This is a genomic window from Mesorhizobium sp. KR9-304 (genome assembly GCF_040049215.1).
Taxonomy (GTDB): Bacteria; Pseudomonadota; Alphaproteobacteria; order Rhizobiales; family Rhizobiaceae; genus Mesorhizobium_K.
Map to the genome: position 1 here is coordinate 1,138,608 of NZ_JBDZDN010000001.1, position 18,183 is coordinate 1,156,790.

At 65.5% G+C, this 18,183-nt stretch carries 25 protein-coding genes; 17 read left to right on the forward strand and 8 right to left on the reverse strand.

Translation table 11 applies throughout. The features are described from left to right. Positions 1–2 precede the first annotated feature (2 nt). Together ABLE71_RS05360 and ABLE71_RS05365 are read right to left on the reverse strand one after the other, a co-directional pair. Positions 3–1,001 carry a 3',5'-cyclic-nucleotide phosphodiesterase gene (locus ABLE71_RS05360; RefSeq protein WP_348782321.1) on the reverse strand — a complete coding sequence of 333 codons (999 nt, stop codon included), beginning with the start codon at positions 999–1,001 and terminating at the stop codon, positions 3–5. A 79-nt stretch (positions 1,002–1,080) separates the two neighbouring features. Continuing rightward, a complete protein-coding gene (locus tag ABLE71_RS05365; protein ID WP_348782322.1) occupies positions 1,081–2,082 on the reverse strand; it encodes a D-glycerate dehydrogenase in 1,002 nt (333 codons plus the stop codon). 193 nt (positions 2,083–2,275) lie between these two features. On the opposite strand from ABLE71_RS05365, the gene ABLE71_RS05370 reads away from it, so the two are divergent. After that, positions 2,276–2,848 (forward strand): SH3 domain-containing protein, encoded by a 573-nt coding sequence (locus ABLE71_RS05370; protein WP_348782323.1) that lies wholly within the window; start codon positions 2,276–2,278, stop codon positions 2,846–2,848. Positions 2,849–2,851: 3 nt separating this feature from the next. On the opposite strand, the gene ABLE71_RS05375 is transcribed toward ABLE71_RS05370, so the two are convergent. Next, positions 2,852–3,175: a DUF4260 domain-containing protein gene (locus tag ABLE71_RS05375; RefSeq protein ID WP_348782324.1), complete on the reverse strand. Its 324-nt coding sequence runs from the start codon at positions 3,173–3,175 to the stop codon at positions 2,852–2,854. Between the two features lie 63 nt (positions 3,176–3,238). Continuing rightward, positions 3,239–3,670 (reverse strand): iron response transcriptional regulator IrrA, encoded by a 432-nt coding sequence (gene irrA, locus ABLE71_RS05380; protein WP_348782325.1) that lies wholly within the window; start codon positions 3,668–3,670, stop codon positions 3,239–3,241. 255 nt (positions 3,671–3,925) lie between these two features. Between irrA and fabA the strand changes: the two genes are divergently transcribed. The 5 genes from fabA (at position 3,926) to ABLE71_RS05405 (ending at position 7,715) form a co-directional block, all read left to right on the forward strand. Beyond that, positions 3,926–4,441, forward strand: coding sequence for a 3-hydroxyacyl-[acyl-carrier-protein] dehydratase FabA (gene fabA / locus ABLE71_RS05385; RefSeq protein WP_348782326.1), 516 nt, complete (start codon positions 3,926–3,928; stop codon positions 4,439–4,441). Positions 4,442–4,476: 35 nt separating this feature from the next. Further along, positions 4,477–5,697 (forward strand): beta-ketoacyl-ACP synthase I, encoded by a 1,221-nt coding sequence (gene fabB / locus ABLE71_RS05390; protein WP_348782327.1) that lies wholly within the window; start codon positions 4,477–4,479, stop codon positions 5,695–5,697. 10 nt (positions 5,698–5,707) lie between these two features. After that, on the forward strand, positions 5,708–6,526 hold the full coding sequence (gene fabI, locus ABLE71_RS05395; RefSeq protein ID WP_348782328.1) for an enoyl-ACP reductase FabI: 819 nt from the start codon (positions 5,708–5,710) through the stop codon (positions 6,524–6,526). Positions 6,527–6,625: 99 nt separating this feature from the next. Continuing rightward, positions 6,626–7,255 (forward strand): nucleoside triphosphate hydrolase, encoded by a 630-nt coding sequence (locus ABLE71_RS05400; protein WP_348782329.1) that lies wholly within the window; start codon positions 6,626–6,628, stop codon positions 7,253–7,255. A gap of 148 nt (positions 7,256–7,403) precedes the next feature. After that, the gene (locus tag ABLE71_RS05405; protein ID WP_348782330.1) at positions 7,404–7,715 is read left to right on the forward strand and encodes a hypothetical protein; all 312 of its coding nucleotides are present in this window, start codon (positions 7,404–7,406) and stop codon (positions 7,713–7,715) included. A gap of 86 nt (positions 7,716–7,801) precedes the next feature. Here the strand turns inward: ABLE71_RS05405 and ABLE71_RS05410 are convergent, their stop codons facing one another. From ABLE71_RS05410 to ABLE71_RS05420, 3 genes are all read right to left on the reverse strand, one after another. Further along, positions 7,802–8,506 (reverse strand): glutathione binding-like protein, encoded by a 705-nt coding sequence (locus ABLE71_RS05410; protein WP_348782331.1) that lies wholly within the window; start codon positions 8,504–8,506, stop codon positions 7,802–7,804. Positions 8,507–8,612: 106 nt separating this feature from the next. Beyond that, positions 8,613–9,821 (reverse strand): beta-ketoacyl-[acyl-carrier-protein] synthase family protein, encoded by a 1,209-nt coding sequence (locus ABLE71_RS05415; RefSeq protein WP_348782332.1) that lies wholly within the window; start codon positions 9,819–9,821, stop codon positions 8,613–8,615. Between the two features lie 6 nt (positions 9,822–9,827). Continuing rightward, on the reverse strand, positions 9,828–10,082 hold the full coding sequence (locus ABLE71_RS05420; RefSeq protein ID WP_348782333.1) for an acyl carrier protein: 255 nt from the start codon (positions 10,080–10,082) through the stop codon (positions 9,828–9,830). 329 nt (positions 10,083–10,411) lie between these two features. Between ABLE71_RS05420 and ABLE71_RS05425 the strand changes: the two genes are divergently transcribed. The 5 genes from ABLE71_RS05425 to ABLE71_RS05445 are packed head-to-tail and all read left to right on the forward strand — an operon-like array spanning position 10,412 to position 12,791. Then, positions 10,412–11,251 (forward strand): urease accessory protein UreD, encoded by an 840-nt coding sequence (locus tag ABLE71_RS05425; protein ID WP_348782334.1) that lies wholly within the window; start codon positions 10,412–10,414, stop codon positions 11,249–11,251. A gap of 22 nt (positions 11,252–11,273) precedes the next feature. After that, entirely contained in the window at positions 11,274–11,576 is a 303-nt protein-coding gene (locus ABLE71_RS05430) for an urease subunit gamma (RefSeq protein ID WP_348782335.1), read from the forward strand. Between the two features lie 7 nt (positions 11,577–11,583). Next, positions 11,584–11,835, forward strand: coding sequence for a DUF1272 domain-containing protein (locus ABLE71_RS05435; RefSeq protein ID WP_348782336.1), 252 nt, complete (start codon positions 11,584–11,586; stop codon positions 11,833–11,835). 28 nt (positions 11,836–11,863) lie between these two features. Next, complete coding sequence (locus tag ABLE71_RS05440; RefSeq protein WP_348782337.1) at positions 11,864–12,481, forward strand: HupE/UreJ family protein; 618 nt, start codon at positions 11,864–11,866, stop codon at positions 12,479–12,481. 4 nt (positions 12,482–12,485) lie between these two features. Beyond that, positions 12,486–12,791 carry an urease subunit beta gene (locus ABLE71_RS05445; RefSeq protein ID WP_348782338.1) on the forward strand — a complete coding sequence of 102 codons (306 nt, stop codon included), beginning with the start codon at positions 12,486–12,488 and terminating at the stop codon, positions 12,789–12,791. 33 nt (positions 12,792–12,824) lie between these two features. On the opposite strand, the gene ABLE71_RS05450 is transcribed toward ABLE71_RS05445, so the two are convergent. Next, a complete protein-coding gene (locus ABLE71_RS05450) occupies positions 12,825–13,298 on the reverse strand; it encodes a hypothetical protein (RefSeq protein ID WP_348782339.1) in 474 nt (157 codons plus the stop codon). 120 nt (positions 13,299–13,418) lie between these two features. On the opposite strand from ABLE71_RS05450, the gene ureC reads away from it, so the two are divergent. From ureC to ureG, 6 genes are all read left to right on the forward strand, one after another. Beyond that, positions 13,419–15,128 carry an urease subunit alpha gene (gene ureC, locus ABLE71_RS05455; RefSeq protein WP_348782340.1) on the forward strand — a complete coding sequence of 570 codons (1,710 nt, stop codon included), beginning with the start codon at positions 13,419–13,421 and terminating at the stop codon, positions 15,126–15,128. Positions 15,129–15,157: 29 nt separating this feature from the next. Further along, the gene (locus ABLE71_RS05460; RefSeq protein ID WP_348782341.1) at positions 15,158–15,781 is read left to right on the forward strand and encodes a glutathione S-transferase family protein; all 624 of its coding nucleotides are present in this window, start codon (positions 15,158–15,160) and stop codon (positions 15,779–15,781) included. Between the two features lie 109 nt (positions 15,782–15,890). Further along, complete coding sequence (ureE, locus tag ABLE71_RS05465; RefSeq protein ID WP_348782342.1) at positions 15,891–16,490, forward strand: urease accessory protein UreE; 600 nt, start codon at positions 15,891–15,893, stop codon at positions 16,488–16,490. Beyond that, positions 16,459–17,148, forward strand: a complete 690-nt coding sequence (locus tag ABLE71_RS05470) for an urease accessory protein UreF (RefSeq protein ID WP_348783665.1) — start codon at positions 16,459–16,461, stop codon at positions 17,146–17,148. The genes ureE and ABLE71_RS05470 overlap by 32 nt, the downstream gene beginning before the upstream one ends. Continuing rightward, complete coding sequence (locus ABLE71_RS05475) at positions 17,148–17,528, forward strand: hypothetical protein (RefSeq protein WP_348782343.1); 381 nt, start codon at positions 17,148–17,150, stop codon at positions 17,526–17,528. Before ABLE71_RS05470 ends, ABLE71_RS05475 begins: the two co-directional genes overlap by 1 nt. After that, on the forward strand, positions 17,525–18,160 hold the full coding sequence (gene ureG, locus ABLE71_RS05480; protein ID WP_348782344.1) for an urease accessory protein UreG: 636 nt from the start codon (positions 17,525–17,527) through the stop codon (positions 18,158–18,160). The genes ABLE71_RS05475 and ureG overlap by 4 nt, the downstream gene beginning before the upstream one ends. The last annotated feature ends 23 nt before the right edge of the window (positions 18,161–18,183 follow it).

Consider the following 18,183-nt stretch of genomic DNA (forward strand, 5'->3'; position numbering starts at 1 on the left):
AGTCAGAAGCGCCAGGCCGTTCCCTGTTCCGGGATAATGTAGCGGACGCCGAGCGTGTTCCCCGCTTCCAGCTCGGCCAAGATCCGGTCCTGCGGCAGCTGGCCCTTCTTCAACGAATATTTGACGTGGCTGATCACCACCGGCAGGCCCTCAAGGGAGCCCGCGCCGGCAGCCGTTTCGAGGCCTGCAAGCGACTTCCGCAGCCAGGCCGGCGTCAGGTGGCCGAAGAGTTGCTTGTCCAGCTGTGCGTTGTCGTAGGAGGCCTCGATTACGATGGCCTTCAGCCGCTTCTCTTTCACCAGCCCGGCAACCGCCGTCCAGACGTCGCCGATCGCGGTCGACTTCTCGACCTCGTCCGGCCCGGTGTCGCCGAAGCAGAGCAGAGCGTCCTCGCCGCTCTCGATCAGGAACGCAGTGGATTCGACCCCGCCATGGGCGAGCGGATAGGCGGTGACATGCATCGCGGTTCCGGTCAGTTCGCGCCGCTCGCCCGGGACCAGCGCCGTCATGTCGTACTTCCTCAGCCTCGGTTCTTCACCGCCGGTGCCGAAATTCGGCCAGGCGTCCCAATTGAAGTAACTGGTCTGGATATCCTCCAGCACCGACGGCAGGCCGTAGACCGGCTTCTTGGAATCGTCCGGCGACGCGATGACCAGGCCGGCGATGTGGTCGAGATGCGCGTGGCTGATGAGATAGCCCTTGATCTGCTCGGTCAGCACATAGCCAGCGCGCATATAGGGCGAATCGGCGGGCACTTCGACCGCGTCGAACACGCCCTTCCCGTCGGCGACACGCAGGCCGTTGACCAGCGAGCCGGCGTCGCAGGTCACCGCGCGGCCATCGCCCGCCGGCGAGATCATGAAGGCGCTGAGATTGCCGTCCTCGATGCCGCCGCGCGCGCCGAGCACGACGACGTCGAAGCCCGCACCGGCATTGGCGAATGAGGTCATCGCCACTACGGCCAGCGCGGCTGCCGTGAATGCGCCTGACATCGATTTCATGCCGCTAGCTCCTCCGCCGATGCGGCGCCATGCTAACGACGTGCGTTGGCGCTGACATGCTGGCCGCGGCTTCGAAACGTCACACCCGCGTCGGCAGCACGCGATCCGGCGGGCGGTGGCCGTCCTGGTGGGCGCGGATGTTGATGATCACCTTCTCGCCCATGTCGATGCGGCTCTCGATCGTCGCCGATCCCATATGCGGCAAAAGCACGACCTTGCCCTTGGCCGCGAGCTTGAGCAGCTTGGGGTTGATCGCCGGCTCGTGTTCGAACACATCGAGGCCCGCGCCGGCGATCTTGCCGTCCTGGATGAGCTTGATCAGCGCGTCCTCGTCGATGATGTCGCCGCGCGCGGTGTTGACGATGTAGGCGGAGGGCTGCAGCAGCGCCAGCCGCCGGCCCGATAGCAGATGGAAGGTCGCCGGCGTCGAGGGACAGTTGACCGAGATGATGTCCATGCGGGCGAGCATCTGGTCGAGGCTTTCCCAGTAGGTTGCCTCCAGTTCGTCCTCGACCGCGGGCATCACGCGCTTGCGGTTGTGGTAGTGGATCGACAGGCCGAAGGCCTTGGCGCGGCGCGCCACCGCCGTGCCGATGCGGCCCATGCCGACGATGCCGAGCCGTTTGCCCCCGATGCGCCGGCCAAGCATCCAGGTCGGCGACCAGCCGGCCCATTTGCCGTTGGCCACGAGCATGGCCGCACCCTCGATCAGACGGCGCGGCACGGTGAGAATGAGGCCCATCGTCATGTCGGCCGTGTCTTCGGTCAGCACATTGGGCGTATTGGTGACGGCGATGCCCTTCTTCCCGGCCGCCACGATATCGATATGGTCGACGCCGTTGCCGAAATTGGCGATCAGCTTGAGGTTCTGGCCGGCGCCGGCAATCAGCGAGTCGTCGATCCGGTCGGTGATGGTCGGCACCAGCACGTCGGCTTCCTGCATCGCCGCCGCGAGCTCGTCGCGCGACATCGGCTTGTCGTCGATGTTCAGCCGCGCGTCGAACAGCTCGCGCATGCGGGTTTCGACGGGATCGGGCAATTTGCGCGTGATGACGACGAGAGGCTTTTTCTTGCCGGCCATTCTTCCCTCAGAGTCGGGGCCCCAGATTACAGGTCTCAGATCCGTTCCCGCTTCAGACCTCTTTAACCAAGACAGGCGAAAGTGGAAACAGGCCCCGGCACGGCTGCCTGTGTAACAAGCGCTGCCGCCGATGACAAAGAAAAAGGCGTCCCGCACGGTGCCTGCGCGGGCGCGGAGCTGCAAAGGAACGAAGGTGTTTCGGTTTTCGTCTCTTGGCCCGGCCGTCGGCGCCGCATTGGCCGGTCTTGCCCTGCTCTCCCCGATTCTTGCCGCCGCCGATGCCTCTGCCGCGCCGGCCGAACAAGGCGCGCAGGATATGCGGCGAGGCCCGAGCGGCCTGCCGCTGCCGCGTTTCGTCAGCCTCAAGTCCGGCCGCGTCAACTCGCGCATCGGCCCCGGCGTCAACTACGCCGTCGACTGGCTCTATCTGAAGCCCGGTCTGCCGATGGAGATCATCCAGGAATACGACAACTGGCGGCGCGTGCGCGACCCCGACGGCGCCGAAGGCTGGGTCAACCAGTCGCTGCTGTCAGGCCGCCGCACCGCGATCGCCGCGCCCTGGCAGAAGGGCAAGGACGCGAGGATCAACCTGCTCGCCGATCCCGATGCCAATTCACGGACGCTGGCCGTCATCGAGCCGGGCGTCGTCGGCACCATCCGCAGTTGCAACGGACAATGGTGCGAGATGACCTTCGACGGCCACACCGGCTGGATCAGCCAGTCACTGGTCTGGGGCGCCTATCCCGGCGAACTCGTGAAGGACTGACTCTTATCGGCCCTTGCCGATCCGGCCGAGATGCGTGTCGGAAAATCCAGTCGGCAGCTTCAGCCCGTAGCCAAGCGCGCGGTCCATCGCGATGTGTGCGATCCAGATGGCCGCCACCTGGATGGCAATCGGATTGTCCGCCCAGAAGCCGACGAACAACAGGATCACCGGCCAGACGAGTATGTGAAAGGCATTGTAGAGGATCGCGCCCGCCGCCGGTCCGGCAAGATAACCCAGCATCGCAAGATCGGGCGCCAGAATGAGCAGCACGAAGAGCTGCCAGGATCCGTCGGCAAGCACATATGCTGCGACCGCGGCAGCGAGCACGGCTGCCCATTCCAGCCGAAACAGCAGATCGACAGTTCGAAAAGAGGGTGTCACGCCGGTGGACTAAGCGCCGCGCTTGGGCCGCAGCCTGACCACGATGTCGACGTTGACGATTTCCATGCCTTCCGGCGGCTCCGGCAGGTTGACCACCCGCACCGGTCCGGCGGCGATGTCGAACACCTTGTTCTCGCCTTCGATGAAGAAATGGTGGTGGTCCGACGTGTTGGTATCGAAATAGGTTTTCGCGCCCTCGACGGCGAGGATGCGCAGCAGGCCCGCGTCGGTGAACTGGTGCAGCGCGTTGTAGACGGTCGCAAGCGAAACCGGCACGCCGGCGCTGAGCGCCTCCTCATGCAGTTCCTCGGCCGAAAGGTGCCGGTCGCCCTTGGCGAACAGCAGGTGGGCCAGCGCCACGCGCTGGCGCGTCGGCCTCAATCCGGCGTCGCGGACGCGCTTGTCGACAGCCAGCGTATCTTTGCGGACCTTGTGATCCATCAGCCCCGGGTTCGGTTCGTACCGGACATTGCTGCCTCATGCGGCGCAATTCCGGCAAATCCAGATGGTCCAGATATATTCTGTCGGGCTATCCCGATCAATAGCGGCACATTGACCCCTCATTCTCCCCGGATTGACCCCGGCGATGGGCCGCTATAATCGCTGACCCCGCTTTCCGCCCATGGATGGCTGTGTTAGCTACGCAACAAAAAAGGGGCGCCCGATCCGCCCCGGAGGAAACGGGAAGGCGATTTGATGGCGGTTTCGAAGTCCAGCTACAACTACGAGGAATTGCTGGCCTGCGCGCGCGGCGAACTTTTCGGCCCCGGCAACGCCCAACTGCCCTATCCGCCGATGCTGATGTTCGACCGCATCACCGAGATCAGCGAGACTGGCGGCGCCTTCGACAAGGGTTTCATCCGCGCCGAATTCGACATCAAGCCCGACCTGTGGTTCTTCGCCTGCCACTTCATCGGCAATCCGATCATGCCCGGCTGCCTGGGTCTCGACGCCATGTGGCAGTTGACCGGCTTCTATCTCGGCTGGCTCGGCGAACCCGGCAAGGGCATGGCGCTCTCGACCGGCGAGGTGAAGTTCAGGGGCATGGTCACGCCTTCTGTGAAGAAGGTCGAGTACGGCGTGGATTTCAAGCGCGTCATGCGCGGAAGGCTGGTGCTCGGCATCGCCGACGGCTGGTTGAAGGCGGACGGCGAGCCCATATACGCGGCGACCGACCTCAAGGTCGGCCTGTCCAAGCAGTCCGCCGCCTGACCGGCGGACGCATTCATCTTGACGAGGAGCACATCATGAGACGTGTCGTGGTGACGGGCTTGGGGATCGTCTCCTCCATAGGCAGCAACGCGGAAGAAGTCACCGCTTCGCTGCACGACGCCAAATCCGGCATCAGCTTTTCCGAATCCTTCGCCGAGCACGGCTTCCGCTGCCAGGTCTGGGGCGCGCCGACGCTCGATCCGGCGCCGCTCATCGATCGCCGCGCGCTGCGCTTCCTGTCCAAGGGCGGCCAGTGGAACCACGTCGCCATGCAACAGGCGATCAAGGATGCCGGCCTTGAGGAGAGCGAGATCAGCAACGAGCGCACCGGCATCGTCATGGGCTCGGGCGGGCCGTCGACCGCGGTGCTGGTCGAGGCAGCCGACATCACCCGCAAGAACAACAGCCCCAAGCGCATCGGCCCGTTCGCCGTGCCGAAGGCGATGTCGTCCACGGCGTCGGCCACGCTGGCGACCTGGTTCAAGATCCACGGCGTCAATTATTCGATCTCGTCGGCCTGCTCGACCTCGGCGCATTGCATCGGCAACGCCTGCGAGCTGATCCAGTGGGGCAAGCAGGACATGATGTTCGCCGGCGGCCACGAGGATCTCGACTGGACGATGTCGAACCTGTTCGACGCGATGGGCGCGATGTCGTCCAAATTCAACGACCGCGCCTCGGTCGCCTCTCGCGCCTATGACGTCGACCGCGACGGTTTCGTCATCGCCGGCGGCGCCGGCGTGCTGGTGCTGGAGGAACTGGAACACGCCAAGGCGCGTGGCGCGAAAATCTATGCCGAGATCGTCGGCTACGGCGCCACCTCCGACGGCTACGACATGGTCGCGCCTTCGGGCGAGGGCGCCGTGCGCTGCATGCGCCAGGCGCTGGCGACGGTGTCTTCGCCTGTCGACTACATCAACACGCACGGGACCTCGACGCCGGTCGGCGACTCCCGCGAGATGGGAGCCATCCGCGAGGTCTTCGGCAACAGGATGCCCCATATCACCTCGACAAAGTCGCTCACCGGCCATTCGCTGGGAGCTGCCGGGGCCCAGGAATCGATCTATTCGATCCTGATGATGCAGGGCCGCTTCATCGGCGAAAGCGCCCATATCGAGAACCTCGACCCGGAATTCGAAGGCATGCCGATCGTGCGCAAGCGTATCGAGAACGCAAAGATCGACACCGTGCTGTCGAATTCCTTCGGCTTTGGCGGCACCAATGCGACGCTGGTCTTCCAGCGCCACGCGGCGTAGGGGCCGCTCAATGGGTCAGCTGATGAACGGCAAGCGCGGGCTCATCATGGGCGTCGCGAACGATCATTCCATCGCATGGGGCATCGCCCAGAAGCTTTCGCAGCAGGGGGCGACACTCGCCTTCACCTATCAGGGCGAGGCTTTCGGACGCCGCGTGAAGCCGCTGGCCGAACGGCTCGGCGCGCCGTTCCTGCTGCCCTGCGACGTCGAGGACAGCGCCTCGATCGACACGGTGTTCCAGACATTGGCGAGCGAATGGGGCGGTATCGACTTCCTGGTCCACGCCATCGGCTTCTCCGACAAGAACGAGCTCAAGGGCCTCTATGCCGACACCAGCCGCGAGAACTTCGTGCGCACCATGGTGATCTCCTGCTATTCCTTCACCGAATGCGCGCGTAAAGCAGCGCCGCTGATGAAGAGCGGTGGCGCGATGATCACGCTGACCTACGCAGGCTCCGTCCGCATCATGCCGAACTACAACGTGATGGGGGTCGCCAAGGCCGGACTGGAGGCCAGCGTGCGCTACCTCGCCAACGATTACGGGCCGAAGAACATCCGCGTCAACGCCATCTCGGCCGGCCCGATCCGCACACTTGCCGGAGCGGGCATCGCCGATTCCAGGCAGATGCTCTCCTACCAGCAGCGCAACTCGCCGCTCAGGCGCACGGTCACGATAGACGAGGTCGGCGGCTCGGCGCTCTATCTGCTGTCTGATCTTTCCTCCGGCGTCACCGGCGAGATCCACTATGTCGATTCCGGCTACCACATCGTCTCGATGCCGGTGCTGGAGGAGCTGAAGCGCTTCGACGAAGCCCGCGACCAGGACTAGCTAGCTGCCCGGCTCCAGCCCGATCCGTCCGGGTTGAATTTTGCGCATTCCGGCGACAAAATGGCTCAAAAGCATGCTGGAAACGCCCGGGACGGAGCCATGTCCGAGATCGCCTCGATCGCCGCCGCCATTTTCAAGCGCGCTGGGAAGTCTCCGCGCTTCGTCGTCGCCATCGCCGGGCCACCCGGCTCCGGCAAGTCGATGCTGGCCGAACGGTTGCACGAGGTGCTGCCCGAGGCAAAATCGGCCGTCGTCCCGATGGACGGTTTTCACTTCGACGACGCCGTGCTCGAATCCCGCGGCCTGCGCCCGCGCAAGGGGGCGCCCGAGACCTTCGACTATGCCGGCTTCGCGGCGCTGCTGAAACGCATACGGTCGGGCGAGCCGGACGTGGCCATTCCCGTCTTCGACCGTTCGATGGAATTGTCGCGCGCGGGTGCGGCGATCGTCGGCTCGGACGTGAAATTCGTCATCGTCGAAGGAAACTATCTGCTTCTCGACGAGGCGCCGTGGTCCGCTCTGGCCGGCCTGATCGATTTTTCCGTCTTCATCGATGTTCCGCGCGGCGAACTCGAGCGCCGGCTGATGGAACGCTGGCGCGGCCACGGCAAGTCGGACGATGACGCCCGCGCCTGGATCGCCTCCAACGACCTGCCCAACATCGAGCGCGTGCTTGCTCGCCGACGCAACGCCGACCTCGTCGTCAGTCTCTCGCCACAGGGGATCTGAAACCGGCACACGGAACCAACCGCCACCCAGACCGTTGTGCGCGTAAGGCGCGGACGCAACTTGCACGGCGGAGATTCCCCCATGCGTGGTATCATGCTCCGAACCTGTAACGCGGCGCTTCAGCCGCGATGGCCAAAAGGAGAGGGCAATGGCTACGAAACCGAAGAAGGCAGCACCCGCGAAGAGCAAGGCTACGCAAGCGAAGGCTGGAGCCGGGCCGGCAGTCGCGGCGCGGTCCAAGGACGCCAAGAAAACCTTCGGCAAGGCAGCGCCGAAGACGGTGAAAGCCGCAACGGCGAAATCCGCGAGCCCGGCCAAATCCGGCAAGAGCGCGTCCGCAAAACCGTCGATGGCCAAGCGCGTGCTGCGCAGCGTGACGAAAACCGCGACCGGCGCGGTCGCGATGGCCGCATCCGTCGTCGGCAAGGGCGGCAAAGCCGCGAAGGCCAAAAGCAAATAGACCGACCTGGTCGCGAACTGCGCTGCGAAACGGCCCGCATGGCGGGCCGTTTGGGTTGCTCGTAAACCTGCCGAGGTCGCTCGGCGTCAGCCGCGCGCCGGTATCGTCAGGCCCCGCTGCACGGCGGGCCGTTCCAGCATACGCTTCAACCAGGCGTCGACCGCGGGGAAATTGTCGAAGCCTACCAGGTCCCGCGCCTCGTAAAATCCGATCAGGTTGCGCACCCAGCCCACATGGGCGATGTCGGCGATCGTATAGTCGTCATCGATGAACCATTTGCGCCCGGTCAGCCTGGTCTCCATGACCCCGAGCAGGCGCTTGGATTCATCGACGTAGCGGGTGAGCGGGCGTTTGTCCGCGATGTCGCGGCCGGCGAATTTGTGGAAGAAGCCGAGCTGGCCGAACATCGGCCCGATCGAGGCCATCTGGAAGAACACCCACTGGATCGTTTCGTAGCGGCGCGCCGGATCGGCGGGAAGAAGCCTGCCCGTCTTCTCGGCGAGATAGAGCAGGATGGCGCCGGATTCGAACAGGCCGATCGGCTTGCCGCTTGGTCCATCGGGGTCGATGATCGCCGGGATCTTGCCGTTCGGGTTGAGCGACAGCAATTCAGGCGTCCAGCTCTCGTTCTTCATGATGTCCACGAAGTGAGGCTCGAAGGGAAGCTCCAGTTCCTCGAGCGCGATCGACACTTTCACGCCGTTCGGCGTCGGCACCGAATAGAGCTGGATACGGTCGGGATATCCCGGTTTCCAGCGAGTCGCGATCGGAAAAGCGGAAAGGTCGGTCATGTCGGCTCCGGAACACGGGAATGACGGGCGGGTCGTCCAGAAGTAAGCGGGCGACCGGCGACTATCAATATAAACGGAACGATCGAACCGCGACGGAGGGAAGCCGTCAGGCCGCCTTGAAGGCAACCACCGCATTGGTGCCGCCGAAGGCGAAGCCGTTGCTGATGGCGGCGCGCACCTTGCGCTGGCGGGCGACATTTGGCGTCACGTCGAGGTCGCAGTCCGGATCCGCCTCGCGGTAGTTCGCCGTCGGCGGGACGACGCCGTCGCGGATTGCCATCACGCAGGCGATCATCTCGATGGCGCCGGACGCGCCGAAGCAATGCGCATGCACCGACTTGGTCGACGAGACGGAAAGCTTGCCGGCATGCAAGCCGAAAGCCTGCTTGATCGCCATTGTCTCGATCTGGTCGTTGGCCTTGGTTCCGGTGCCGTGCGCGTTGAGGTAGTCGACGTCCTCCGGATTCAATCCGGCATCGGCAAGGCAGGCGCGCATCGCCGCAGCCGGTCCCTCGACGGTCGGCGCGACGATGTCGGAGGCGTCGGCGGAAAGCCCGACACCGGCCAGTTCGGCAAGGATGGTCGCGCCCCGCGCCTTGGCATGCTCGTAGGTTTCAAGCACGGCCATGCCGGCGCCCTCGCCGATCACCAGGCCCTGCCGGTCGGCCGAGAACGGCCTGCAGGTGTCGGGGGAAAGGATTCTGAGAGCCTCCCAGCCCTTGAGCACGCCCCATGTAAGCGGCGCCTCGGCACCGCCCGCGATCATGGCGTCGGCCCGGCCGAGCCGCAGCTGGTCGAGCGCCGATGCAAAAGCGTGGTTGGAGGAGGCGCAGGCCGAGGTCACCCCGAAGGTCGGACCGCGCAGGCCGAGACTCATGCTCACCTGGCCGGCAGCCGCGCCTGGCATCGCCTTGGGTACGGCGAAGATCGCGGCCCGCGGCTTGTTGTTGATCAGGAGCTGGCGGTAATTCTCGTCGACCGTTTCGGCCCCGTATACGCCGACCCCGACGACCGCGCCGACCCGATAGGTGTTGCTGCCGTTTATCGCCAGGCCGGCCTGCGCCATCGCCTCTTGCGCGGCGATCACCGCCAACAGGCTGAAGCGGTCCATGGTTACGGTGCGCCTGCGGTCGATGCCGTGGTCCGGAAGGACCTTGATCTCCGAGGCAGTCGACACCTTGAGGTCGCGCAGGTCGATGGTGGTGATCGGGCCGATGGCCGAGCGGCCTTCCCGCATGGCCTCCCAAATCGACGGCGCATCGTTGCCGAGCCCGCACAGCCCGCCTATGCCCGTGACGACGATGCGCTGGCGCATAGGCCTCTAGGCTTTTTTCTCGATCAGCGCCCGGACGGCCTCGACCATGTCGCTTACGGTCTTCAGGTTGCTCCAGGCGTCGACCGTGTTCATCTCGATCTCGATGCCGTATTCCTCCTCGAGATCGAAGATGATCTCGGTCAGTTCGAGAGAATGGATGCCGAGCGCGGTCAGCTCCGTATCCGGCCCGATTTCGCCGATCTCCGGATCGGCATGCCTCTTGATCTTGGAGATGATGTCGTCGGCAAGTTGGTCTGCCATCACGCCCTTCCAGAACTCCTGAACCGCCCGAACGCGCATGCATCTGCGACATTAGCGTCGAACGTTTCGTTTCCTCCGGACACGCCCCACCGCGTCCCCCGAGCGCGCCGTGCGTCTTTTCAGATGCACAAAGGACGCGCCAGCACATTGAATCGCTGCATCGTGCCCGCCGAAAAACCGAATCCGGCTTTTGGGCCGATGCAGTAGCCCCGCGGCTGCCGGGGACCCGTCCCTCTATAGAAAGCCGGACGGCCGGAAGCAATAAGGGAAGTTTCTCGACAAAAGGCCCAGCCTGGCCGACGATGCCGGCAAAGGATCGAGGACCACCCATGCTGATGACCGCCGGCGAGGTGAGCGAGCTTTCGGCGCAGCGCGTCGATGCACGGGCGCGCCTTGAGGTGCGCCGCAGCGACGGCCGCACCCGCATCGAACGCCTCTACCAGGAAGGCGCCGCCAAAATCCGCATGCCCGTGGTGCGGGGCGACCCGCTCGAAGCCATCCTGATCAACACCGCCGGCGGGCTGACCGGCGGCGACCGCGTCGCCTGGGAGATCGAGGCCGGCGCCGGGGCGGCCGTCACGGTGACCACCCAGGCCTGCGAAAAACTCTACCGCTCGCGTTCCGGCGAGGCACGGGCCGATGTACGTCTGTCCGTCGCGAAAGGCGGCCGCATCGCCTGGTTGCCGCAGGAGACCATCGTCTACGATCGCTCCTGCTTTGCCCGGCGGCTCGAGGTCGACCTCGCCGACGATGCCCAGGCGCTGGTCGTCGAGGCGACGCTGTTCGGGCGCCGGGCCATGGGCGAAACCGTCGCGCAGGCGCTCTTTCGCGACCGCTGGCGGGTCCGGCAGGGCGGCCGGCTCGTCCATGCCGAGGCCTTTTCCATCGGTCCCGACCTTGCCGCGACCCTCGCCCGGCCCGCCGCCGCCGGCGGGGGCGTGGCGGTCGCCACCGTTCTGCTCGTTGCGCCGGACGCCGAAACCTATCTGGAGCAGGCGCTCAAAATCATCGGCGACGAAGGCGGGGCGAGTTTCTGGACCGTCGGCGGAACTGGCAAGCTTCTTGCGAGGCTCGTGGCGGGCGACGGCTACGCGCTGCGCAGGCGGCTGACACCGTTGGTCGGCCTGCTCAACGGGCAGGCAGGGCTGCCCAAGATTTGGTCATTGTGAGACTGTCGAGCCTGGAACACGCATGAACCTGACGCCGAGGGAAAAAGACAAGCTGCTGATCGCCATGGCCGCGATCGTGGCGCGCAAAAGGCTCGAGCGCGGCGTCAAGCTCAACCACCCTGAGGCCATCGCGCTGATCACCGATTTCGTCGTCGAGGGCGCCCGCGACGGGCGCTCCGTCGCCGACCTGATGGAGGCCGGCGCGCATGTCGTCAGCCGCGCGCAGGTCATGGACGGCATCGCCGAGATGATCCACGACGTCCAGGTCGAGGCGACCTTTCCCGACGGCACCAAGCTGGTGACCGTGCACCATCCGATACGGTAGAAGCGCCATGCTCGAGCTGCGCCCAAACTGCGAATGCTGCAACAAGGACCTGCCGCCGGACGCAGCGGACGCCATGATCTGCACGTTCGAATGCACCTTCTGCGCCGACTGCGCGTCAAATGTGCTCGGCGGGAGTTGCCCCAACTGCGGCGGCAATTTTTCGCCGCGCCCGATCCGTCCTGCTGCCATGCTCGCCAAGTACCCGCCCTCGACCAAGCGCATCCTCAAAGCCGAGGGCTGCGCGCCGAAAGCCGCCTGAGACCAGCATAGCGAATGAGGCTCGAAACATGTTGAAACGGATTTCCATCGCCGCCGCCCTGCTCGCCGCCAGCGCCGCGCCCGCCTTCGCGCATCTCGATCCCGCCGAGCACGGTTCGTTCATGGCCGGCGTCTCGCACCCGCTCTTCGGCGCCGACCACATCCTTGCGATGGTGGCGGTCGGTCTTTGGGCGGCGCTGCTGGCTCAAGGCGCAGACCATCGCATCCCCAATCGCCGCGCGCTGTGGCTGGTGCCTGCAGCCTTCGTCGGCACGATTGCGCTGGGCTTCACCGCCGCCCTGCTAGCCGTTCCCCTGCCCTTCGTCGAGCCGGTCATCCTCGCCTCGGTGGTCGTCATCGGCCTGCTCGCGGCGGTCGCGCTCAACGTGCCGACCGCCATCGCCATGGTGATGGTCGGCTTCTTCGCCTTCTTCCACGGCCATGCGCATGGCGGTGAACTCGGTTCCGCCGGGGCGCTCACCTTCGGCATCGGTTTCGCGCTGTCCACGGCGGCGCTTCACCTCGCCGGCATCGGGCTTGGGCTCGGTCTCGGCAGCATGTTCGGCGACGGCATCGGCCGCTTCGCCACCCGGATTGCCGGCGGCGCCACCGCACTCGGCGGGCTCTGGCTGGCGCTCGGAGCATAGGCCCATGATCCCGGGCGAAATCATCACCGCCGCCGGCGAAATCGAGCTCAATAAGGGCGCGCCGACCGTGACGCTCAAGGTCGCCAACAGCGGCGACCGGCCGATCCAGGTCGGCAGCCACTATCACTTCTACGAGACCAATCAAGGCCTGGCCTTCGACCGGGAAAAGGCGCGCGGCATGCGCCTCGACATCGCGGCGGGCACCGCCGTGCGCTTCGAGCCTGGCCAGGAACGCGACGTCACGCTGGTGCCCTACGGCGGCAGCCGCACGGTCTACGGCTTCCAGCAGAAGATCATGGGGAAGCTCTAGCCGATGCCGACGGCCGGGGTCACCAAGGCACGTTCAGCTTGCGGGCTTGGCCGCCGCGAAGATCACGATACCGTTCGCATCGTCGAACTCGACGGCCAGAATGTCCTGCGGCAGGATCTGCCGGGAGTCCACGGCGTGGAAAAGCATCGCGTTACCCTCGATCTCCTTGCGCAGTTCGGCGATCTCCGCTTCGCGTTCCTTGACCTTGGCTTCGACCGCCGCGGGCGGGCCGCCTTCCGAACGCGTGGAGTCGGACAAGAAAACGATATCGACCTTGTCGAGGCTGGAGGTCTTGCGCACCGTCGCCGTGTTTTGCGCCGTCTTTTCGATGGCCGCGATCACCCGGTCCGGCTCCGCCGCCGCCTGGATTTCTTCTTCCTGAACCTCGGTCCCGATGATCGCATCGACCGCATTGGGGTCGGCCGTGTTCTGCGCAACGGCAGCGCCTGCGGCCGCCAGACAGATCGCCGCCAGCGTTGCCGTTGCGAGCCTTTTTCCGGTCGTCATAATTCCTGCCGTCCTACGGTTGTTCGTTCGTCTCATTTGCATGTGAAATATGGCAACGATGTCACGCGGCCTTGGGTTCCGCGCTTCCTGGCATCCCGCCGAAAGGGAGTCTGACGCCGCATGCCCGCAAAGATCAGCCGCGCTTCCTATGCCCAGATGTTCGGCCCGACCGTCGGCGACAGGGTCCGACTCGCCGACACCGAACTCCTCATCGAGGTCGAGAAGGACTTCACCGTCTATGGCGAGGAGGTGAAGTTCGGCGGCGGCAAGGTCATCCGCGACGGCATGGGCCAAAGCCAGGCAACGCGCGCCGAGGGCGCGGTCGACACGGTCATCACCAACGCGCTGATCGTCGACCACACCGGCATCTACAAGGCGGATGTCGGTCTCAAGGACGGTCGTATCGCCGCCATCGGCAAGGCCGGCAATCCCGATACGCAGCCGGGCGTCACCATCATCGTCGGACCCTCCACCGAGGCGATCGCCGGCGAGGGCAAGATCCTGACCGCCGGCGGCATGGACGCGCATATCCATTTCATCTGTCCGCAGCAGATCGACGAGGCGCTGATGTCGGGCCTCACCACCATGCTCGGCGGCGGCACCGGCCCGGCCCACGGCACGCTCGCCACCACCTGCACCGGCGCCTGGCATATCGAACGCATGATCGAGAGCTTCGACGCCTTCCCGATGAACCTGGCGCTCGCCGGAAAGGGCAACGCTTCGCTGCCGGCCCCGCTGGAGGAGATGATCCTCGCCGGCGCCTCCTCGCTCAAGCTGCACGAGGACTGGGGAACGACCCCAGCCGCGATCGACAACTGCCTCACCGTCGCCGACCGCTACGACGTGCAGGTGATGATCCACACCGACACGCTGAACGAGTCAGGTTTCGTCGAGGACACCATCCGCGCCATCAAGGGCCGCACCATTCATGCCTTCCACACCGAGGGCGCCGGCGGCGGCCACGCGCCGGACATCATCAAGATCGCCTCGCATCCGAACGTCATTCCCTCCTCGACGAACCCGACGCGGCCCTACACGGTCAACACGCTGGCCGAGCATCTCGACATGCTGATGGTTTGCCACCACCTGTCGCCGTCGATCCCCGAGGACATCGCGTTCGCGGAAAGCCGCATCCGCAAGGAGACGATCGCCGCCGAGGACATCCTTCACGATATCGGCGCCTTCTCGATCATCTCCTCCGACAGCCAGGCCATGGGCCGTGTCGGAGAGGTGGCGATCCGGACATGGCAGACCGCCGACAAGATGAAGCGCCAGCGCGGCCGGCTGCCGGAAGAGACCGGCGACAACGACAATTTCCGGGTACGCCGATACATCGCCAAATACACGATCAACCCGGCCATCGCGCACGGCCTCAGCCATGAGATCGGCTCGGTGGAGGTGGGAAAACGCGCCGATCTCGTGCTGTGGAGCCCGGCCTTCTTCGGCGTGAAGCCGGAAATGGTGCTGCTCGGCGGCTCGATCGCCGCCGCTCCTATGGGTGATCCCAACGCCTCCATCCCGACGCCGCAGCCGATGCACTACCGGCCGATGTTCGCCGCCTTCGGCAAGCTCAGAACCTCGTCCTCCGTCACCTTCGTCAGCCAGGCCTCGCTCGACGCCGGGATCGTACAAAAGCTCGGCGTGGACAAGAAGCTGCTGGCCGTGAAGAACACGCGCAGCGGCATCGGCAAGGCCTCGATGAAGCTCAACACGGCGACCCCGCACATCGACGTCGACCCGGAAACCTACGAAGTCCGCGCCGACGGCGAACTTCTGACCTGCCAGCCGGCGACCGTGCTGCCGATGGCGCAGCGGTACTTTCTGTTCTAGCTTTCCGGCGCTGCAATCGGAGCCGGATAATGTACCAGGCCGTCGGTGCTCGCGGGTCCCGCGTTTCCCGCGTTTTGTGGATGCTGGAAGAGCTCGGCGTTCCCTACGAATTCATCGAGGTCGGCCGGCGTTCCCCTGAGGCTTACGCGTTCAATCCGTCGGGCAAAGTGCCGATCCTGATTGATGGCGATCTCAAGATCACCGACTCTGCGGCAATCTGCGTCTATCTCGCCGACAAGCACGCGGAAAAGGGTTTTGGCGCGAATCCGGGCCTTGCCGGCCGCGCGGAGATCGACAGTTGGATGCATTTCGCGCAGTCGGAATTCGAAGCGCCGCTGTGGAACAAGCTGCGCCACCGTTTCATCCTTCCGCCGGAACTGCGCGTCGATGTCGGTCCCGCCGCCGCCTACGATTTCGCCAATGAGGTCAAGGCACTCGACGGCCGGCTCGGCGACGCCGACTACGCGCTCGGCGACCGCTTCTCCGCGGTGGACGTGCTGCTCGGCGACATCGGCGCCTGGGCGCGCGGCGGCCGTTTCCGCATCGAGTCGGACCGCGTCAACGCCTATCTCGACCGCGTCCTCTCGCGGCCGGCCCGGGCCCGCGCCCAGGCCAATGGCGGAGCTCTCGACAGAGAGGCATTTCGCAAATAGATGCCGCCTCGATACCGGGGGGCCGAACTGCGAGCCGACCGTCTGAGACAGTGGCAAGCGGACGCGAATTCGCGCATGATCCACCCAACGAACAGCTGAACGGTTCTCCATGAAACTCTCGCTCAACACCGATTTCACCAAATTTCCGCGCGCGGTTTCGATCGCGCCGGCCGGAACCGCGTCGGGCGAGATCGCCGGCAGGGCCGTGCTGCCGCATGACGAGCGGCACCTGCGCCGGCGCGCGATCGAGCTGACCGAGGGGGTTGTTGAAGGGGGTAAAGTGCTGGTCGACCTGCCCGAGCCGGTGACGCTTGCCGACGGCGACCGCCTGGTGCTGGAGGACGGCCGCCAGATCGAGATATCGGCGGCGCCGGAGGAGCTCTACGACATCCGCGCGCACGACGCGGTGCATCTCGCCGAACTGGCCTGGCACATCGGGAACCGGCATCTCGCGGCGGCCATCCGCGCCGACCGCATCCTCATCCTGCGCGACCATGTCATCAAGGCGATGCTGGAAGGACTTGGCGCGACGGTGACGGACGTCGTCGAACCCTTCACGCCGGTGCGCGGCGCCTATTCCGGCCACGGTCATGCGCACGATCATCACGATCATGGACATGACCATTCGCATCCTGACCACGACCATGGCGAACGCGACGCCTACGGCCGCCTGCCCGATGATCCGCACTACGGCCACAACCATGCCTGACGCGACCGCCGCGCAGCTTCGACTGATGGCTTTTTTGTCGCCGGCCTTTCCCGTCGGCGGCTTTTCCTACAGCCACGGCCTCGAACGCGCCGCGCATGACGGCCTGCTGCCGGACGCGGACGCGCTCAGGGAATGGCTGTCCGACCTCATCGCCTTCGGCTCCGGCTGGAACGACGCCGTTCTCTTCGCAGAAGCGGACCGGCGGACCCGGGACGGCGGCGATATCGTCGAACTCGCGGAGCTCGCCGAAGCGCTGGCCGGCTCTCAGGAACGTCACCGCGAATCCATGCTGCAGGGCGCAGCCTTCATCGCAGCCGCGCGCGCATGGCCGCATGCGGTGTTGGAGCGCCTTCCCGCCGACTGCCCCTACTGCGTCGCGGCGGGCGCTATCCTCGGCGCGCACCGCGTTCCCCTTGAAACGGCGCTCGCCGCCTGGCTGCAGGCCTTCGCGATGAACCTCGTCCAGGCAGCGATCCGGCTCGGCGTCACCGGCCAGCAAGGCGCGATGTCTGTTATCGCCGCGCTGGAGCCGGTCATCCTGGACGCCGCGCGCCGCGCTCAAAGCTCCACGCTCGACGATCTCGGCTCGGCCACCCTGCTGTCGGAAATCGTCGCGATGAAACACGAAACCCAGACGTCGAGGCTCTTCCGATCCTGATGGCCCTCTACAAAGCCAACCAGCAAAGGGGATCATGGGTGGCTCGGCTGCTCAACGGCCATGCCGAACTCGGCGTGCCGGTGGACGACCCTGTCGTCGCGGTACTGATCGACGATGAGGAAAGCCACATCGACTGGAAAACGGGATGCTACGTGTCAGGCGCGGCAAGCACCGGCCTCGCCGACTGGTGGAACAAGCCTTCGCACGAAGAGTGGCGTCGGCTGCTGCGTGATGGCCGCCCGATCCTGCTGCGCAAGGGCATGGACTGGACGACGCGGACCGCCGGCCCGAAGATAGGTTTCTTTTCGATCGGAACGCCGGAGTTCGGCGAAACCGAGTTTTCCGTCCGGCTGACCGGACGCCTTGGGAGTTGCGAATGACATCGAAGAACGGCCCCCTCCGCGTCGGCATCGGCGGCCCAGTCGGCTCCGGCAAGACGACGCTCACCGAAAAGCTCTGCAAGGCGCTGCGCGACCGCTATTCTATCGCCGTCGTCACCAACGACATCTACACCAAGGAGGACGCCATGATGCTCGCGCGCCTACAGGCGCTGCCGGAGGACCGCATCATGGGCGTGGAGACCGGTGGCTGCCCGCACACGGCGATCCGCGAGGATGCGTCGATCAACCTGCAGGCGATCGCCGAGATGAACAAAAAATTCCCCGACCTCGACATCGTCTTCATCGAGTCCGGCGGCGACAATCTGGCTGCGACCTTCTCGCCGGACCTCGCGGACATCACGCTCTATGTCATCTCGGTCTGCCAGGGCGAAGAGATCCCGAGGAAGGGCGGGCCGGGCATCACGCGTTCGGACTTCCTGGTCATCAACAAAAGCGACCTCGCGCCCTATGTGAACGTCAACCTCGACGTCATGGAAAGCGACGCCGCGCGGCAGCGGGGCAAGCGCCCGTTCGGCTTCACCGACCTGTCGCGCGGCAAGGGCCTGCAGGAGGTGATCGACTTCCTTGTCGAGAATGGCGGCCTCGCCGTGCCGCAGGTCGCGGCCGAGTAGGCGCTTCCGGCAACTTGCCGTTG

Bases quoted from the DNA above. Each gene is read 5' to 3' on its own strand.
- ABLE71_RS05360 (WP_348782321.1), bottom strand. From the start codon at position 1,001: ATGAAATCGATGTCAGGCGCATTCACGGCAGCCGCGCTGGCCGTAGTG.
- ABLE71_RS05365 (WP_348782322.1), bottom strand. From the start codon at position 2,082: ATGGCCGGCAAGAAAAAGCCTCTCGTCGTCATCACGCGCAAATTGCCC.
- irrA (WP_348782325.1), bottom strand. From the start codon at position 3,670: ATGGATCACAAGGTCCGCAAAGATACGCTGGCTGTCGACAAGCGCGTC.
- fabA (WP_348782326.1), top strand. From the start codon at position 3,926: ATGGCGGTTTCGAAGTCCAGCTACAACTACGAGGAATTGCTGGCCTGC.
- fabB (WP_348782327.1), top strand. From the start codon at position 4,477: ATGAGACGTGTCGTGGTGACGGGCTTGGGGATCGTCTCCTCCATAGGC.
- fabI (WP_348782328.1), top strand. From the start codon at position 5,708: ATGGGTCAGCTGATGAACGGCAAGCGCGGGCTCATCATGGGCGTCGCG.
- ABLE71_RS05400 (WP_348782329.1), top strand. From the start codon at position 6,626: ATGTCCGAGATCGCCTCGATCGCCGCCGCCATTTTCAAGCGCGCTGGG.
- ABLE71_RS05405 (WP_348782330.1), top strand. From the start codon at position 7,404: ATGGCTACGAAACCGAAGAAGGCAGCACCCGCGAAGAGCAAGGCTACG.
- ABLE71_RS05410 (WP_348782331.1), bottom strand. From the start codon at position 8,506: ATGACCGACCTTTCCGCTTTTCCGATCGCGACTCGCTGGAAACCGGGA.
- ABLE71_RS05415 (WP_348782332.1), bottom strand. From the start codon at position 9,821: ATGCGCCAGCGCATCGTCGTCACGGGCATAGGCGGGCTGTGCGGGCTC.
- ABLE71_RS05420 (WP_348782333.1), bottom strand. From the start codon at position 10,082: ATGGCAGACCAACTTGCCGACGACATCATCTCCAAGATCAAGAGGCAT.
- ABLE71_RS05425 (WP_348782334.1), top strand. From the start codon at position 10,412: ATGCTGATGACCGCCGGCGAGGTGAGCGAGCTTTCGGCGCAGCGCGTC.
- ABLE71_RS05430 (WP_348782335.1), top strand. From the start codon at position 11,274: ATGAACCTGACGCCGAGGGAAAAAGACAAGCTGCTGATCGCCATGGCC.
- ABLE71_RS05435 (WP_348782336.1), top strand. From the start codon at position 11,584: ATGCTCGAGCTGCGCCCAAACTGCGAATGCTGCAACAAGGACCTGCCG.
- ABLE71_RS05440 (WP_348782337.1), top strand. From the start codon at position 11,864: ATGTTGAAACGGATTTCCATCGCCGCCGCCCTGCTCGCCGCCAGCGCC.
- ABLE71_RS05445 (WP_348782338.1), top strand. From the start codon at position 12,486: ATGATCCCGGGCGAAATCATCACCGCCGCCGGCGAAATCGAGCTCAAT.
- ABLE71_RS05450 (WP_348782339.1), bottom strand. From the start codon at position 13,298: ATGACGACCGGAAAAAGGCTCGCAACGGCAACGCTGGCGGCGATCTGT.
- ureC (WP_348782340.1), top strand. From the start codon at position 13,419: ATGCCCGCAAAGATCAGCCGCGCTTCCTATGCCCAGATGTTCGGCCCG.
- ABLE71_RS05460 (WP_348782341.1), top strand. From the start codon at position 15,158: ATGTACCAGGCCGTCGGTGCTCGCGGGTCCCGCGTTTCCCGCGTTTTG.
- ureE (WP_348782342.1), top strand. From the start codon at position 15,891: ATGAAACTCTCGCTCAACACCGATTTCACCAAATTTCCGCGCGCGGTT.
- ABLE71_RS05470 (WP_348783665.1), top strand. From the start codon at position 16,459: ATGATCCGCACTACGGCCACAACCATGCCTGACGCGACCGCCGCGCAG.
- ABLE71_RS05475 (WP_348782343.1), top strand. From the start codon at position 17,148: ATGGCCCTCTACAAAGCCAACCAGCAAAGGGGATCATGGGTGGCTCGG.
- ureG (WP_348782344.1), top strand. From the start codon at position 17,525: ATGACATCGAAGAACGGCCCCCTCCGCGTCGGCATCGGCGGCCCAGTC.